The organism is Rhizobium gallicum bv. gallicum R602sp, from assembly GCF_000816845.1.
GTDB lineage: Bacteria > Pseudomonadota > Alphaproteobacteria > Rhizobiales > Rhizobiaceae > Rhizobium > Rhizobium gallicum.
In genome coordinates, this window is sequence record NZ_CP006877.1 from 3,315,385 (window position 1) to 3,329,322 (window position 13,938).

Annotated in this window: 13 protein-coding genes; 3 read left to right on the forward strand and 10 right to left on the reverse strand. The window is 60.7% G+C overall.

Annotated elements, in window-relative coordinates; genetic code table 11:
* Positions 1-46 precede the first annotated feature (46 nt).
* From RGR602_RS16275 to RGR602_RS16295, 5 genes are all read right to left on the reverse strand, one after another.
* Positions 47-1,552, reverse strand: a complete 1,506-nt coding sequence (locus RGR602_RS16275; RefSeq protein ID WP_039845955.1) for a tripartite tricarboxylate transporter permease — start codon at positions 1,550-1,552, stop codon at positions 47-49.
* A 9-nt stretch (positions 1,553-1,561) separates the two neighbouring features.
* The gene (locus RGR602_RS16280; protein ID WP_022715709.1) at positions 1,562-2,023 is read right to left on the reverse strand and encodes a tripartite tricarboxylate transporter TctB family protein; all 462 of its coding nucleotides are present in this window, start codon (positions 2,021-2,023) and stop codon (positions 1,562-1,564) included.
* A 152-nt stretch (positions 2,024-2,175) separates the two neighbouring features.
* Positions 2,176-3,159: a tripartite tricarboxylate transporter substrate-binding protein gene (locus RGR602_RS16285; protein WP_039845956.1), complete on the reverse strand. Its 984-nt coding sequence runs from the start codon at positions 3,157-3,159 to the stop codon at positions 2,176-2,178.
* Between the two features lie 199 nt (positions 3,160-3,358).
* On the reverse strand, positions 3,359-4,687 hold the full coding sequence (locus RGR602_RS16290) for a sigma-54-dependent transcriptional regulator (protein ID WP_039845957.1): 1,329 nt from the start codon (positions 4,685-4,687) through the stop codon (positions 3,359-3,361).
* On the reverse strand, positions 4,684-6,477 hold the full coding sequence (locus RGR602_RS16295; RefSeq protein ID WP_039845958.1) for a sensor histidine kinase: 1,794 nt from the start codon (positions 6,475-6,477) through the stop codon (positions 4,684-4,686). The genes RGR602_RS16290 and RGR602_RS16295 overlap by 4 nt, the downstream gene beginning before the upstream one ends.
* 191 nt (positions 6,478-6,668) lie before the next feature.
* Here RGR602_RS16295 and RGR602_RS16300 point away from each other — a divergent pair, with 191 nt between their 5' ends.
* Positions 6,669-7,331, forward strand: coding sequence for a sulfite oxidase-like oxidoreductase (locus RGR602_RS16300; protein ID WP_039845959.1), 663 nt, complete (start codon positions 6,669-6,671; stop codon positions 7,329-7,331).
* Here RGR602_RS16300 and RGR602_RS16305 read toward each other — a convergent pair.
* The 3 genes from RGR602_RS16305 to RGR602_RS16315 all read right to left on the reverse strand — a co-directional run bounded on the left by RGR602_RS16305 (position 7,316) and on the right by RGR602_RS16315 (position 8,981).
* Positions 7,316-7,954: a hypothetical protein gene (locus RGR602_RS16305; RefSeq protein ID WP_039845960.1), complete on the reverse strand. Its 639-nt coding sequence runs from the start codon at positions 7,952-7,954 to the stop codon at positions 7,316-7,318. The two genes, RGR602_RS16300 and RGR602_RS16305, sit on opposite strands and share 16 nt — an antisense overlap.
* A gap of 87 nt (positions 7,955-8,041) precedes the next feature.
* On the reverse strand, positions 8,042-8,758 hold the full coding sequence (locus tag RGR602_RS16310; protein WP_039845961.1) for a CbtA family protein: 717 nt from the start codon (positions 8,756-8,758) through the stop codon (positions 8,042-8,044).
* A 13-nt stretch (positions 8,759-8,771) separates the two neighbouring features.
* Complete coding sequence (locus RGR602_RS16315) at positions 8,772-8,981, reverse strand: CbtB domain-containing protein (RefSeq protein ID WP_039846959.1); 210 nt, start codon at positions 8,979-8,981, stop codon at positions 8,772-8,774.
* Between the two features lie 211 nt (positions 8,982-9,192).
* Here RGR602_RS16315 and RGR602_RS16320 point away from each other — a divergent pair, with 211 nt between their 5' ends.
* Positions 9,193-9,750 carry a histidine phosphatase family protein gene (locus RGR602_RS16320; protein ID WP_039845962.1) on the forward strand — a complete coding sequence of 186 codons (558 nt, stop codon included), beginning with the start codon at positions 9,193-9,195 and terminating at the stop codon, positions 9,748-9,750.
* A gap of 378 nt (positions 9,751-10,128) precedes the next feature.
* On the opposite strand, the gene RGR602_RS16325 is transcribed toward RGR602_RS16320, so the two are convergent.
* Positions 10,129-10,464 carry a hypothetical protein gene (locus RGR602_RS16325; protein WP_039846960.1) on the reverse strand — a complete coding sequence of 112 codons (336 nt, stop codon included), beginning with the start codon at positions 10,462-10,464 and terminating at the stop codon, positions 10,129-10,131.
* A 1,176-nt stretch (positions 10,465-11,640) separates the two neighbouring features.
* Entirely contained in the window at positions 11,641-11,838 is a 198-nt protein-coding gene (locus tag RGR602_RS16335) for a hypothetical protein (RefSeq protein ID WP_039845963.1), read from the reverse strand.
* Positions 11,839-12,853: 1,015 nt separating this feature from the next.
* Here RGR602_RS16335 and ligD point away from each other — a divergent pair.
* Positions 12,854-13,897 (forward strand): non-homologous end-joining DNA ligase, encoded by a 1,044-nt coding sequence (ligD, locus tag RGR602_RS16345; protein WP_039845965.1) that lies wholly within the window; start codon positions 12,854-12,856, stop codon positions 13,895-13,897.
* The last annotated feature ends 41 nt before the right edge of the window (positions 13,898-13,938 follow it).

The window sequence follows — 13,938 nt, forward strand, 5'->3', positions numbered from 1 at the left end:
GGCGCCCGCGTCAGGTTATCCTTTGTTCAACAAAGCGCGGCGAACTTCAACCCTCCTCGACGAAGACCTCTTCGCGCTTCTTCTTCACGCTCGGCAAGAAGACCACGATGAGGACTGCCGCGGCGATCGCAAGAAGGATCGCGCTGATCGGACGGCTGACGAAGGTCGTCGGATCGCCGCGCGAAAGGATCATCGCCCGGCGGAGGTTTTCTTCGAGCAGCGGACCCAGCACGAAACCGAGCAGCAGCGGTGCCGGCTCGCATCTGAGCTTGGCAAGCAAGTAGCCGATAAAGCCGAAGAAGGCGACGGCATAGAGATCGTAGACGTTGGAATTGACGCTGTAGACCCCGATCGAGCAGAAGGCCATGATGATCGGGAAGAGCACGTAATACGGCACGGTCAGCAGCTTCACCCAGAGCCCGATCAGCGGCAGGTTCAAGACGACGAGCATCAGATTGCCGATCCACATCGAGGCGATGATGCCCCAGAAGAGCGCCGGCTGCTCGGTCGCAACGTTCGGCCCTGGCACGATCCCCTGAATGATCATCGCGCCGATCATCAGCGCCATCACCGGATTGGCCGGAATGCCAAGGGTGAGAAGCGGAATGAACGAGGTCTGCGCACCAGCATTGTTCGCCGACTCCGGGCCTGCGACGCCGGCAACGGCACCCTGGCCGAATTCCTTCGGCTTGTTCGAGATGCGCTTTTCAACAGTGTAGGAGGCAAAGGACGCGAGGATCGCACCTCCGCCCGGCAAGATGCCGAGAGCCGAGCCGATCGCCGTGCCGCGAAGCACCGGCGCGATCATCTCCTTGAATTCTTCGCGTGACGGCAGCAGGCCGGAGACCTTTGCTATCAGCACCGTCCGGGTCTTTTCCCCTTCCAGGTTGCGCAGAATTTCGGCGATACCGAAGACCCCGACGGCAAGTGCCACGAAATTCAAGCCATCCGCATATTCGCGAATGCCGAGCGTGAAGCGCGGGGTGCCTGTATAGATATCCGTTCCGACCAGGCCAAGCAGCAGCCCGAGCACGACCATCGCCAGCGCCTTGACGACGGAACCATGGGCGAGCGCGATCGACGACACCAGGCCGACGACCATCAGCGAGAAATATTCCGCAGCACCGAAGCGCAGGGCGATGTCGGTCAGCGGCGGCGCGAAGATCGCGACGAGGAAGGTCGAGACCGTTCCAGCGAAGAAGGAACCGAGTGCGGCGATCGCAAGCGCCGCCCCTGCCCTGCCGCGCCGCGCCATTTGGTAGCCGTCGATGGCCGTCACCGCCGAAGAGGATTCGCCCGGCATGTTGATCAGGATCGCCGTCGTCGAACCGCCGTACTGCGCGCCGTAGTAGATGCCGGCGAGCATGATGAGCGACGACACCGGCTCAAGCTGGAAAGTGATCGGCAAAAGCATGGCGATTGTCGCCGTGGCGCCAATGCCGGGCAGCACGCCGATCAGCGTACCGAGCAGAACGCCGATCAAACAGAAGAAAAGGTTGGCAGGCGTTGCTGCCGTCGCGAAACCGAGTGCCAGATTGCTGAAAAGTTCCATCGCGGCCTCCTAGAACCGGACCCAGGGGCCAAAACGCTCGAACGGCAATCCGAGACCGTAGCTGAACACGCCAACGGAAAAGGCCGTCAGCAGAACCGAGAGCAAAATCGCATGGAGCACCGTCATCCGATGCGAGGCGAAGCATGCAATGAAAGCGGTCAGGAAGATCGAAGGCACAAATCCCAGCCCCCGAACCGTCAGCCCGAAAAAGATCGGCGCAGGCAGGATGAACAGCATGCCACGCCAGGCAAGCGGCCCCATCGGCTCGCCCTGCACGCGGATCGCTTGGACAAAGACGACCGCGCCGAGAATGATCAGCACCGCTGAAAGAAGCAGCGGGAAGTAGCCCGGCCCCATGCGAAGCGTGGTCCCCAGGTCGAGACTGTAGGATTGGATGGCGAAAAATGCGCCGGTCGCGACAAGCAGCGCCCCGCAGATCACATTGGTGGTATCGAAACTAACCGATTTCATGGTGTCTCCGTGGGTTGGAGATGGTTCCCTCAGCGCAAGTGGTTTTTTCCTCATCCGGCTGCCGCCACCTTCTCCCCACCGGGGAGATGATGCCAGAATTCCCTCCCCCCAGTGGGGAGAGGGTTAGGGTGAGGGGCCAAAGGCACTACACCTCAATCCGCATATTCGCCGGCAGCGTCGATCACCGGCTTCCAGCGGGCGATTTCGCTTTCAAGCTTCGCCTTCAGCGCAGCAGGCGTAGCGTCGGCCTCCGGCGATGGCGCGGTGCCCAGTTCTGCAAAGCGAGCCGCAACGTTCTGGTCCTTCAGCGCAACTTGCAGCGACTTCGACAGGCGCTCGTTGACCTCTGCCGGAGTGCCCTTCGGCGTGTAGATCCCGTGCCAGATGCCGACTTCAAAACCGGGCAGACCGGCTTCGACCGCCGTCGGGACATCCTTCATGACGTCGAGGCGCTTCGGAGAGGTCACGGCGTAAGCCTTGATCGTGCCGCCCTTGATCTGCTTCGTCGTGTTGGTCGTCTGGTCGCACATGACGTCGACCTGGCCGCCGAGAAGATCGGTCATCGCCGGGCCGGTGCCCTTGTAGGGCACGGTCGTCAACGGCGTCTGGATAGCGCTCATGAACATCATGCCGCAAAGATGCGAGGCTGCGCCGATGCCGGCGTTCGCGACCGTCACGCTGTCCTTGTTGGCCTTCACATATTCAATAAGGCTTTTGAGGTCGGCCGGTTCGAAATCCTTGCGGGCAACGATCGTCATCGGGACTTCGGTGACAAGACCGACATATTCGAAGGCGCCGAGCGTGTCATAGGCGAGTTTGCGGTAAAGCGTGGCGCTGGTGGCCATGCCGATGTGGTGCAGCAAGATGGTGTAGCCATCCGGGCTGGCTGAAGCCACCCGTCCCGCACCGAGCGTGCCGCCCGCACCGCCGACATTTTCGACGACGATTTGCTGGCCGAGGTCCTTCGACATGGATTCGGCAACGAGGCGGGCAACCGTATCGGTCGGGCCGCCGGCCGAGAAAGGAACGACCATTGTGATGGTGCGCTCTGGATAGGTCTGCGCGGATGCGCCGTTTGCGAGAAGCGAAACGGCAACTGCCGCCGTCATGCCAAGCATGGCCTTCAGGATTTTCATCTTTTTCCTCCCTGATGAAAACAAAATACCACCGACGCTTCCCACGCGCCAATGGAGATAGGGCCATTAGCACGCTCCGAACCGGCTACGGCAATCAGCCCCGCTCCGCCGTTTGCCCAAATTCCGCATGGGTGCAGCGCAGCATGGGTCGATTCGGACACAAACGGGTTTAGCGATGTGTGGAAATCCACCCATCGCTCTACTCGGAAACGAGCAGTTTCTTGTCGAGGCCGTATTTCTGCATCTTTTCGTACAACGTCTTGCGGGAAATCTGCAGCGACTCGTAGACCGGTTTGAGGCTGCCGCCATGTGCAACAAGGGCGCTCGCGATCACGCTGCGCTCGAACTCGGCAACCCGATCGGCAAGGCCGCTCACCTCTCCCAGGTGCCGCTCGCCGTCGAGGCCGAGCACGAAGCGGTCCGCTGCATTGCGCAATTCGCGCACGTTGCCGGGCCAATCCCGCTGGGCGATGTCGGAAATCACCTCGGGTGGCACTGCCATCTCGTCGCGGCCGTAGCGTGCCGCTGCCTCGCGGACGAGCTGGAGGAACAGCAGCGGGACATCCGGCCGCCGCTGCGCCAACGCCGGTACGTGCAGTGTTACGACATTTAGCCTGTAGAGGAGATCGGCGCGGAAACGTCCCGCAGCGACTTCGGCTTCGAGATCGACCTTGCTGGTCGCAATAAAGCGCACGTCGAGCGGCACGACCTCGTTCGAGCCGAGGCGGGAAATGACCCGCTCCTGCAGCACTCGAAGAAACTTTGCCTGGAGGTCAAACGGCATCGATCCGATTTCATCGAGCAGGATCGTGCCGCCGCGCCCGTGCTCGAACTTGCCGTAACGCGGCCGCACCGCACCGGGAAAAGCGCCTGCCTCATGGCCGAAGAGTTCGCTCTCGATGAGGTTCGCAGGCAGCGCCGCGCAGTTGATCGCGATGAACGGCCGGCTCGCACGGGCACTGATGTCATGCAGCGCCCGGGCAACGACCTCCTTGCCTGCGCCGGTCTCGCCAACGATCAGCGTGTCTGCGTCGCTCGCCCCGATTGCCCGGATGCGGTAGCGTAATTCCACCATCACCTGCGTGCGGCCCGGCAAACGCGCCTCGATATCGTCGCGCTTTCCGGCGACGGCCTTGAGCAGCCGGTTTTCCAGCACGAGGCTACGGCGTTCCATGGCTCGCCTTATCACTCCGGCGAGCATTTGCGGCGTGAACGGCTTTTCGATGAAATCATAGGCGCCTTCGCGCATTGCCTTCACTGCCAGTTGCACGTCGCCATGGCCCGTAACGAGGATGACAGGCACTTCCGCATCGATCTCGCGGATCTTCTGCATCAAAGTCATGCCGTCGGTGCCCGGCATTCGGATATCGCTGACGACGACCCCGGCGAAGCTATAGCCGATCAGCTCCAGCACATGGTCGGCATGGGAAAACGTTTCGACGTTGAAACCCGAAAGCTCCAGCGCCTGCGCCGTCGACCGGCGCAGCTCTTCCTCATCGTCAACCAGCAGGATCTTCTGTTCGCTCACTCGGCCGCCTCCGGCATCATGCCCGCCGCCGATTGCAGATCGATGCGGAACACGGCGCCTCCCTCCGGATGATTGGAGGCCGCCAGGCTGCCGCCGAAATCCTTGATGATGTTGTAGGAGATCGAAAGCCCGAGCCCCAGTCCCTTGCCGACGCCCTTGGTCGTGAAAAAGGGATCGAAGATGCGCTCGGCAATCGCCGCCGGTACGCCGGGTCCATGATCACGGACCGTCAGCACCACCTTGCCCTTTTCTTCGAGGGCCGTCACCTCAATCCGCCGGTCCTCGATCCCTTCGACCGCATCGGCGGCGTTCGAAATCACGTTGACCAGCACCTGCTGCAAGCGAACGGAACCGGCGCGGACGACGGGTGGGCGGATGCCAAGATCGACCCGCAGGTCGGCATCCGCCGCCTTCAGCCGCCAGGCGATGATCTCCAGCGTATCGCGGATCGCCTCGTCGAGCGGCACCGGGCCGAGCTTCTCGTTCGGCTTGCGCGCGAAGTTGCGCAGATGCTTGCTGATGGATGCCATGCGGTCGATAAGCCCGCCGATGCGCTGGATATTGTCCTGCGCTTCTGCAGTCCGCCCGCGGTCCAGGAGCACGGCCGCGCTGTCGGTATAGGTCTTTGCGGCGGCAAGCGGCTGGTTGAACTCGTGGGACAGTGCCGCCGACATCTGGCCGAGGCCGGCAAGCTTGCCTGCCTGTATGAGATCGGCCTGCGTCTGGCGAAGCTGTTGTTCGGTCAGCCGCCGCTCGGCGATCTCCTCTTCTATGCGGCTGTTGACGCGGGCAAGGTCGGCCGTGCGCTCCTCGACGCGCCGCTCCAGTTCGTTGCGCGCTTCGGCCTGCAGATGCATGCGCTCGTTGAGCCGCATCCGCCGCTGCCGGAGAATCGCGATCGCCAGCCCGGCGATGCAGAGAATGAGGAAGACGGCGCCAAGCGCGGTGCGCGCCTGCGTGCGAATGGAACCGGTGTCCATCAGCACGTTCACGGTCCAATCCTCGGCCAGCATATAGTGCGAGAGCACCAGATATTCCTTTTGAACACCTTCTTCGACAAGCGACATCAACTCATGCTCGTCGAAATGGCTGCGCGTGATCGGCAGCGCGGTCAGCCTCGCATTCGCGTAGCGGCGGGACGCCCCGGTACGCGCGATGCGGTCTGCGGTCAGGGGCAAAATGCCGTTATAGAGCCAATCCGGCTTGCCCGACATGAATATGATGCCCTCGGGATCCGATACGAAGATGCGGTATTCCCCGCCGCTCCACGATGCCTCGATCATGTCGATATCGACCTTGAAGACGATGACGCCGCGGATTTCCTCGCCTGCATAGATCGGCGAGGCAAAATAATATCCGCGTTTCAGCGAGGTGGTTCCTAGCGCGTAGAACCGGGACTGGCGCCCGGCAACGGCATCCTGGAAATAGGGGCGATAACTGAAATTCTCGCCGACGAAGCTGCCCGGAAGGTCGAAATTGCTTGCCGCAATCGTCTCGCCATCCGGCTTGATCACATAGATATCGGAGGATTTTAGAAGTCCGTTGATTTCCTTGAGATAGAGATTCGCCGCATCGCGCAGCGCCTGGTCCTGCGGGCGGCTGACCAGTTCCTTGATGTTGTCGTGATCGGCAATCAGCGCCGGAAGCGCCTCATAGCGGCTCAGGTGGCCACTGAGTGCGGAAACCGCGAGCCGCAGCGCAGTCCCCGCCTGCGATGACGCCTCGCCCATATAGGCGCGTGTTGCCACCGCCCCGCCATAATAGAAGAACGCGAAGACGACGAACGGCACCGAAAACAGTGCGGCTATCAGCCTGTATCTGGACGACAGGTCCGCCTCCTCCCCTTCCTGCCTCCTCTCTTGGGAGGCATACCCGACGCTCCAAGTCTAATGACCGGATAACGGATTTCCAAGAGGCGCCTTGCCTTGACTCACCCTGGGTCCGGATGTCCAATTGCGCCAACGCGATGAGGACACCCCGCATGAGCGACGAGCACCCCCCCGCCGACAGCAAACTCACCACTTCGAAGCGCCGCTGGGCCGCCGAAGGCAAGTTCCTGACAGGTCGCATCAGCCGTCCGCAAACCGAGCGCCTGCCCCCCGGCCAGCATCTCGTCAAGAACTGGCCCGTCCTCGATCTCGGCCAGCAGCCGGTCATCTCGCTGGACACATGGCGTCTGGAAGTGCGTGGGCTCGTCGAGACACCGCTGGACCTCACCTGGACGGCCTTTCAGGCGCAGGAGCAGCGCACCAAGGTCAGCGACATTCACTGCGTCACCACGTGGTCGCGCTATGACAACAAATGGAAAGGCGTTTCGACACGCGATCTTCTCGATCTCGTAATGCCGAAGCCGGAAGCCAATTACGTCATGCTGACGAGCTATGACGGCTATACGACCAACCTGCCGCTTTCCGATTTCGCGGCCGAGGATGCGATTCTCGCGACATCATGGGAAGGCCTGCCGCTGACGCGCGATCACGGCGGCCCCATGCGCTTGGTCGTGCCGCATCTCTACTTCTGGAAAAGCGCCAAGTGGCTTCGCCGCATCGACCTCATCCCGGCCGACGAGGCCGGCTTCTGGGAAAAGAACGGCTACCACATGTACGGCGACCCATGGCGCGAGCAGCGTTATACGGACGACTGACCGCGAAGCAGGCGCTTGGCCGCTAAGTACACGCCGAAGAGAATGCTCACAAGCGCCGATAGCGACGCCATGCTTGCCGCGTGCATTGGAATTTCGCTCCAGCGCGGGCGCACGATATCCGCCGTGTTGAACGCCTCGCCGCTGTAGCGGCAGGTGATCAGCGAAAGCCCGCGCCGCACCATCTCGGCATCGGCATCCGCAATGATCGCCGATGCGGCCTCCGCTTCCTGCGGCATGGCGCGCATGGCGATCAGCACGGCCTTGGCGGCCGCCAGATAAGCATGGGCGCATTCGTTGAACGGGCTCCGCTCATCGGTGACGCTGCCGGGCATCCGCCCCCAGAAGCAGTAGGAATACTGGATCTGCGCGTAGTTCAGCACGCGCCTGAACGGCTCGTTCGTATCGGTCGCCTGCGAGGCGAGATCGATGATCCGGTTCCGATAGCCGGCGATGACCGCCATCTCGCCATGCGAAATTTCGGGGATGGGGATGCCGGCATGGCTGCCAGCGGAACTGCTGCTGTGCGCTGAGGCGTTTCCGGCGGCGGAAAAAAGAAGTGCTGCCAGACCAAGTGTCGCCAGCCCTGGCTTTGCGCAATTTCGATAATGAGATCGCTGCAACATTTCCAGGCTTTCCCTCATCCCTGTGACACACGGGAATGAGGAGTTCTCTTTTGACGAGCCACGACGAGGCAATGCACCAGGCCCGGATTACCGGAATGCCGGACGCAGCCGCTTTTCCGCCAGCGCTCCGAAGACAATCCCAAGCGCCGCCCACAAAATGAAATGCATGCCGAGCGAGGCCGTGCGAAAACGCCAGAGCACCATGGCGGAATAATTTTCCGGCACCTCGTTGATTGGCGGCAGCAGGTACTGAACCAGGCCCACGAAGACGAGATAGGCGGCACCCGCGAAAATCGCCGCATTCCAAATGCCGAAGCGCGCAGAGAGATTGCGCGCCAGCGCCACTGCGGCAATCAGCGAGGCGACGGAAACGACGATCATGAGGAAGAACACCTCGGTGCGCACGCCAATCGTATCGGGATTGCCGACCGCAGGCGGGTTGGCAGGGTACTTGATCGCCGGAACGAGAACGATCGCAACAAAGGCGGCGAGCGCGATCACTGCGGCCGTGCCGCGAGCGCCGAGCCGGCTGAAACGCCCATGAACGAAGGCGAAGGCAAGAGCAAAGAGGCCGCCAACCGCAATCGCATAGGTCATGACGCCGGTGAAGAGGCCGAGGCCGGCCTGTGTGGCGCGACTGACGAGTTCCGGTTCAGCGGTTTCGCCTGCGGCCTGGGCAGCGGCTTGTTCGAAGGCAATCGCCTGATCGACCAGCGGCTCACCGAATGTATAGGCAAAGGCAAACACCAGGATGCCAGCAATTCCCCCCGCGAGCATGCCCCGGAGCAAAAGATTTCCAACCATGTCTGTCGTCCCTTTAGTGGCAGGGAAAGCCGAGAAGGTGGCGGCCGTCATGCACGAATTCGTGGACGTAGCCGCCGGAAAACAGCGCCATGGCACCCTCTTCCGTGCCGACGAAATAGATGGCGATGATCATCAGCAAGCCCCCGAAGATCGCCCAGGGCAGGATTTCTCCTACCGGGATCGGCGCAGGTGCTGCGATGGGCTGAAGAGCGGTGTCAGACATGTTTTCCTCCTGGAAGACGCGTTCAGTCGAAAGAGCGTTGTACGGTAGGGTCTGACTTCCAGCCTGCTTTCGCATCCTGGTCACAGTGGCGCGACCGCGCCGGATTTTCACCGGCTTCCAAACCCGCAACATGATCGTTATATCTGCGCGCGGAGAACTGTCAACGAGACTTGATCTCGCTCCCCATCGCAATTCCGGAGATTGAAGGAACGTGCATACCCGGCTCACCTGGATCTGCCACGGCCCGACAAGCGCTGGTCGCAACGGTCGCTTTCCACTCGATGAACCGCTTGAAGAAAGCGCCGTCGCTGAGACGCGGGCAATTGCCGGCCGGCTGCAGCGCGCCGATCGCGTCCTGACCAGTCCGGCGCTGCGCGCGCGCCAGACTGCAGAAGCGCTCTCGCTCGGCTCTCTTCCCGATCCGCTGCTTGCCGATTGCGATTACGGCAGGTGGGGTGGGGTGGCGATCGCCGATCTGCAAATGCAGGAGCCTGAAAATCTGCTCGCCTGGATGAGCGATCCGGAATCTGCCCCGCATGGCGGCGAAAATATCAGGCAGCTTGCAGGGCGGGCAGCCCAATCGATGGAAACGCAATCGATACTCGGCGGCCACGTCATCGCCGTCAGTCACGCCGCGCTCATCCGCGCTGCGATCCTGAACGTGCTTCAGGCGCCGCTTTCCTCGTTCTGGCTCGCGGATATCGAACCGTTATCCATCCTCCGCATGACCCATAACGGCCGCCGCTGGGCGCTTCGCTTCGGCGACTGAAGCCGCTATGTCGCTAATTTTTCAACGAATAAATTAGATCAGCCTTAGGCAAGCAAGTTGCGTCATAGCTATTGAACCCGGTTTACCGGGCGCTAAGTCCTTGCCGCGAGGAGACCGGCCATGACCTATGATTGGAGTGGGGAGCGTACACGGCGTGTGCGTCTGTTGCGGATCGCGACCGCCGTTATTCTCGTCGCCCTGGTTGTCAGCATTCCGTTGCTGATGACATAGGCGAAAAAGGCGAGCAGCCGTCAAACTGCTCGCCTTTCTTTAGCTCTGTCGGACGGAACGCACACAGCACTCTGCGATCAAGCGATGATCGCCGGGATTCTGGACTGTCGGGACATTCCCTTTTGTGCTTGCCCTTAGTGCTTGCCCTTAGTGCTTGATGGTCGTCCCGGTCACCGACACTGGATCGCTGGCCGGAAACGTATCCTCGAGCCCCTCGTCAAGCTGCTCCTCCAGGGTCAATCGATCATGGGAGGCTCGCGCGCTCAGCCTGACGCTCATCGTTTCACCCTCCGGGGCCGTGGAAGATGCGATCTGGCCCATCAGCTCCTTTGCCTTTTCTATGGCATTTTGCCGATTGAGCGAGCGTTCAGCGTCGTTCTTCAACTGCACGGAAACGACCTCGCCGCCGTCGCCGACGAATTCGACCGTAAAGCCGGCCTTCCCGCCGCCAATGGGGGTAACCTGTGTTCCAACGACCTGCATTGGGGATTTCCTCTCTTTGAACGCCAAAAGGAAAACGAAGATACCGCCGGCTTGGTTCCAAGCATTGAGGATCAGCGTGGCTACAGATTGGAGTGCCCGACCTGAGCGATAGGTGAAGTTTTGTACCGGACACATTGGTAACACTTTTCGCTTTCCCCGGACGCGTTGTGTCGCATTCGCATGCCTCTTGGACGGCGAAGGGATGAGCTCGATATCTGTCGCGGTCAGTTCCAGGTCACTCTTGACCGCATAGTCGCTCATTTGCCCATACCTTGATCGGTATTCTGGCAGCCGCCGGGCGCAAAAGCGTTTGTTCCGATCCTTGACGCCGTGAAGTTTCGATGGCGAAAGGGACTGGAAGAATTATTTCTCGGCGCCATTTACTGAATTCTAATAAAGGCAATGGAGTTTAGGAGCATGGCTCGGTGAGGTCCCACGTTTTATCAGCCCGAGAGGCGTCGAAATCGAAGGCAACGGCGATATCGACACGCTGAGAAAGCCGAAGACCTCGCCGGTCATGCTCCTAAGCAGCAAGTGGCCAGTGGCTCTATGACTTCCCTGGGGTAGTACGAGTTATGTTGCTGCGCGTCCTGTCACGCGATGCGTGTGATGACGCACTGGGAAAAGAAGCCCCGCAAGGGGACGGGGCTCAAGATTTGATGAGCAGCGCCCTAGAGCGGGCGACGTCGGAAAGTACGCTTCATAGCTCGCATCTTCAAGATGCAGAACTAAGGCTCAAAGCTGCGTCCATGGCCAAGTCTCCTCGTTCAAAGCCTCTCCTTTCCACCGAAGGGCCCCTCCGGCGGCGTGCATCGGCGGCAAACGATCGCCCGCGCCGTGCTGGTTAAGATGATTGCGGCCGTGCGGCATGTCGTCTACGCCGAGCCTTCGTGGCCATGGACGACGTGTTTTTCAGGCGAACCGGGGGCCGCGTGGCGAGGTGATCGCAACGGCGAGGTGGTAAACCTCTCTTCCGGATTTTTTGCAGCGGCACTACCCGCAGCTCATGGCCACCCTGGAATTCCAGATCACAAGCCGGCGCGGAATTCGAAACACCTCAAAAGCTGCGATTCGGCCACTCTGGCAGACTTCGATCGCGCGGAACGCTTCATCTATCTGCAGTAAACCCGTCTTCGGTGGAAGGTCGCGGGGCTGTGGCCATAGTGGCGCGACGGGCTAGTCTTCTGACCTTCCGAAGTGCCCGCCATAGGCTTCATCGTAACGGTGGAGCGCATTCAGATAACCTGAAAGCGCTTCGGCCATAGGACGCGACAAGCCGGTCTGGAGATGGCTCTTCCAGGTGGCTGTCTCATCGGTGTCACTGTCGACAACACGGTATTTGGCGTTGCCCTCTGCCTCAATCCGATACTTCATGACCTAGTCACCCAGCAGATTTTGATGATGAACTGGACATCGCCAGAACGGTTTCAACCGCCCTGGTCTAACAGTTCGAGCGGCGAAGCAGATTAATTAGTCCGGCCTACCTGGTTCCGAATATCATGTCTCGAAAGGAGAGCGAGCCACACGCTTATGAGCACGCACTGCTTCTGCCAGCACAATGACAGGCGATCAAAAGAGAGCAAACTAGCTAAAACGGCTTAGGCCCCTCGTGCCTTCGGCGGAGGCGCCGGGTTCTCCGGAAGCCGAACGGCTCGCCCTCAGGGCGTCGATAATCGCCGTAGCGGTCGATTCATCAAGACGTCTTAGCGGCAGAGTTTCAGCAATGACAGCGACCCTGTGCGTCTGCGTATCGACAATCGACCACCTGCCATCCGCGTCGCGTCTGGCACAATACTGCGGGCGTATGAGCATATTCACGTCGGCCTCTGCCTCTCGGTCATGCTCACGACTAGCTCTTGCAAACTATCTTCGATTGTGACGCCGTGCTGATAGAAATAAATGATCTGGCTTGCGAGTTCGACGCGGTCATAATCGCTCGTTATGTGTCCGGTTGCGCAGATATCATCGAAGACTCTCCTGCAGATCTCAATATCTTCGGTAGCGAAATAGCCTCTGCTCATGCTCGGTTCCCTAAACTCCTAAGAATTCCCAGAGAAAAGCCCGACGGAAGAGGGCGGCCTTCACGAGAACACATCGTGGCAAGGGCTCGTCTAAGAGAGGGCAAAGCGAGCCCAAGCCACTGGCTCAGTACTTAAGGGATCATCCCCACAGCACTGCAGGTCACGCAGCTTCAGCGACTGGTGGGAAGATGAAACGCGTGATCGCAATAAACCGGCAGGGGAAGGAAAAGTTCCCAAGTGACCTTGCCTCTAAGTGAGGGTCGGGCGACCGCATGTCTCCCGGCCATTTGTATTTCGGCTAATATTCTTACGTCGTCATTACCGCGAATTTCATTTTCTTTTTAAGCATTCCCTGATGTAATCATCAGATGGCCAAGTCTCCAGCCTCAAAGCCGCTGCTCGCATCCGATAAGCCGGTTCGATCCCGGCCTCGCAAGCCACGCGATCCAGCGCAGCCGAACCTTCCCTTCGATCCTATGCCGGACCGCATCGAGCCGTGCCTGGCGCTTCTTAAGCCGAAGCCGCCGAGGGGCGAACAGTGGGTTTACGAAATCAAATGGGACGGGTATCGCCTGGCAGTGCATATCGAACCTCAGCGCGTGCGCATCATCACGCGCGGCGGCCATGACTGGACGCATCGTTTCCCCGCCATCGAGCGGGCCGCCAGGCAGCTCGGCGTGGCGACGGCGATCCTCGATGGCGAGGCAATCGTGGTGGATGAGCGTGGCCGGTCCGATTTCGGGCTGCTGCAGCAATCGCTCGGCGGCCGGGGCGGCAAGCGGACTTCCGGCGAAGCGCTCTTCGTGGCGTTCGATCTGCTCTATTTCGACGGGCATGATCTGCGGCAACTGGAGCTATCTTCGCGACGCCATCTGCTCGAAGGGCTAATCATCGATCGGGCGGGCGTCATTCGGCTGTCGGAGGAGTTCGAGGCGGACGGCGACAGGCTGCTGGAGCTTGCCTGCGAGCATGGGCTCGAAGGCATCATCGCGAAGGATCGCCGTAGCGAGTACCGCTCCGGCCGTCTCGGCGACTGGGTAAAAATCAAGTGCCTGGAGAGCGACAGCTTCGTGATCGTTGGCTATGAGCTTTCCACCGTCGCGCGGGCCGGCATTGGCTCGTTGCTGCTGGCAGCGCGCAAGGGTAACGGCCTGGTGTACGTCGGCAATGTCGGGACCGGCTTCAACGAACGTGCGGCGCAGGAGCTGCGCGAAAAGCTCGATCGGCTGAAGGTCACGAAACCGGCGGTCACATATGACGGAAGGCGCAAGGGGCTGGTCTGGGTGCGGCCGACGCTGATTGCCGAGATCGAGTATCGCGCGTGGACGCACGATGGGAAGCTGAGGCATGCCTCCTACAAAGGTCTGCGGGATGAAGAGGACGACGCTGTGATTTATGTGCTGGGCAAGTAGCGTTCGTCGACTCGCCTTTGAAGGCTCTTCGAGCATAAGAC

Bases quoted from the DNA above. Each gene is read 5' to 3' on its own strand.
- RGR602_RS16275 (WP_039845955.1), bottom strand. From the start codon at position 1,552: ATGGAACTTTTCAGCAATCTGGCACTCGGTTTCGCGACGGCAGCAACG.
- RGR602_RS16310 (WP_039845961.1), bottom strand. From the start codon at position 8,758: ATGGTTGGAAATCTTTTGCTCCGGGGCATGCTCGCGGGGGGAATTGCT.
- RGR602_RS16280 (WP_022715709.1), bottom strand. From the start codon at position 2,023: ATGAAATCGGTTAGTTTCGATACCACCAATGTGATCTGCGGGGCGCTG.
- RGR602_RS16335 (WP_039845963.1), bottom strand. From the start codon at position 11,838: ATGAAGTATCGGATTGAGGCAGAGGGCAACGCCAAATACCGTGTTGTC.
- ligD (WP_039845965.1), top strand. From the start codon at position 12,854: ATGGCCAAGTCTCCAGCCTCAAAGCCGCTGCTCGCATCCGATAAGCCG.
- RGR602_RS16325 (WP_039846960.1), bottom strand. From the start codon at position 10,464: ATGCAGGTCGTTGGAACACAGGTTACCCCCATTGGCGGCGGGAAGGCC.
- RGR602_RS16315 (WP_039846959.1), bottom strand. From the start codon at position 8,981: ATGTCTGACACCGCTCTTCAGCCCATCGCAGCACCTGCGCCGATCCCG.
- RGR602_RS16300 (WP_039845959.1), top strand. From the start codon at position 6,669: ATGAGCGACGAGCACCCCCCCGCCGACAGCAAACTCACCACTTCGAAG.
- RGR602_RS16285 (WP_039845956.1), bottom strand. From the start codon at position 3,159: ATGAAAATCCTGAAGGCCATGCTTGGCATGACGGCGGCAGTTGCCGTT.
- RGR602_RS16305 (WP_039845960.1), bottom strand. From the start codon at position 7,954: ATGTTGCAGCGATCTCATTATCGAAATTGCGCAAAGCCAGGGCTGGCG.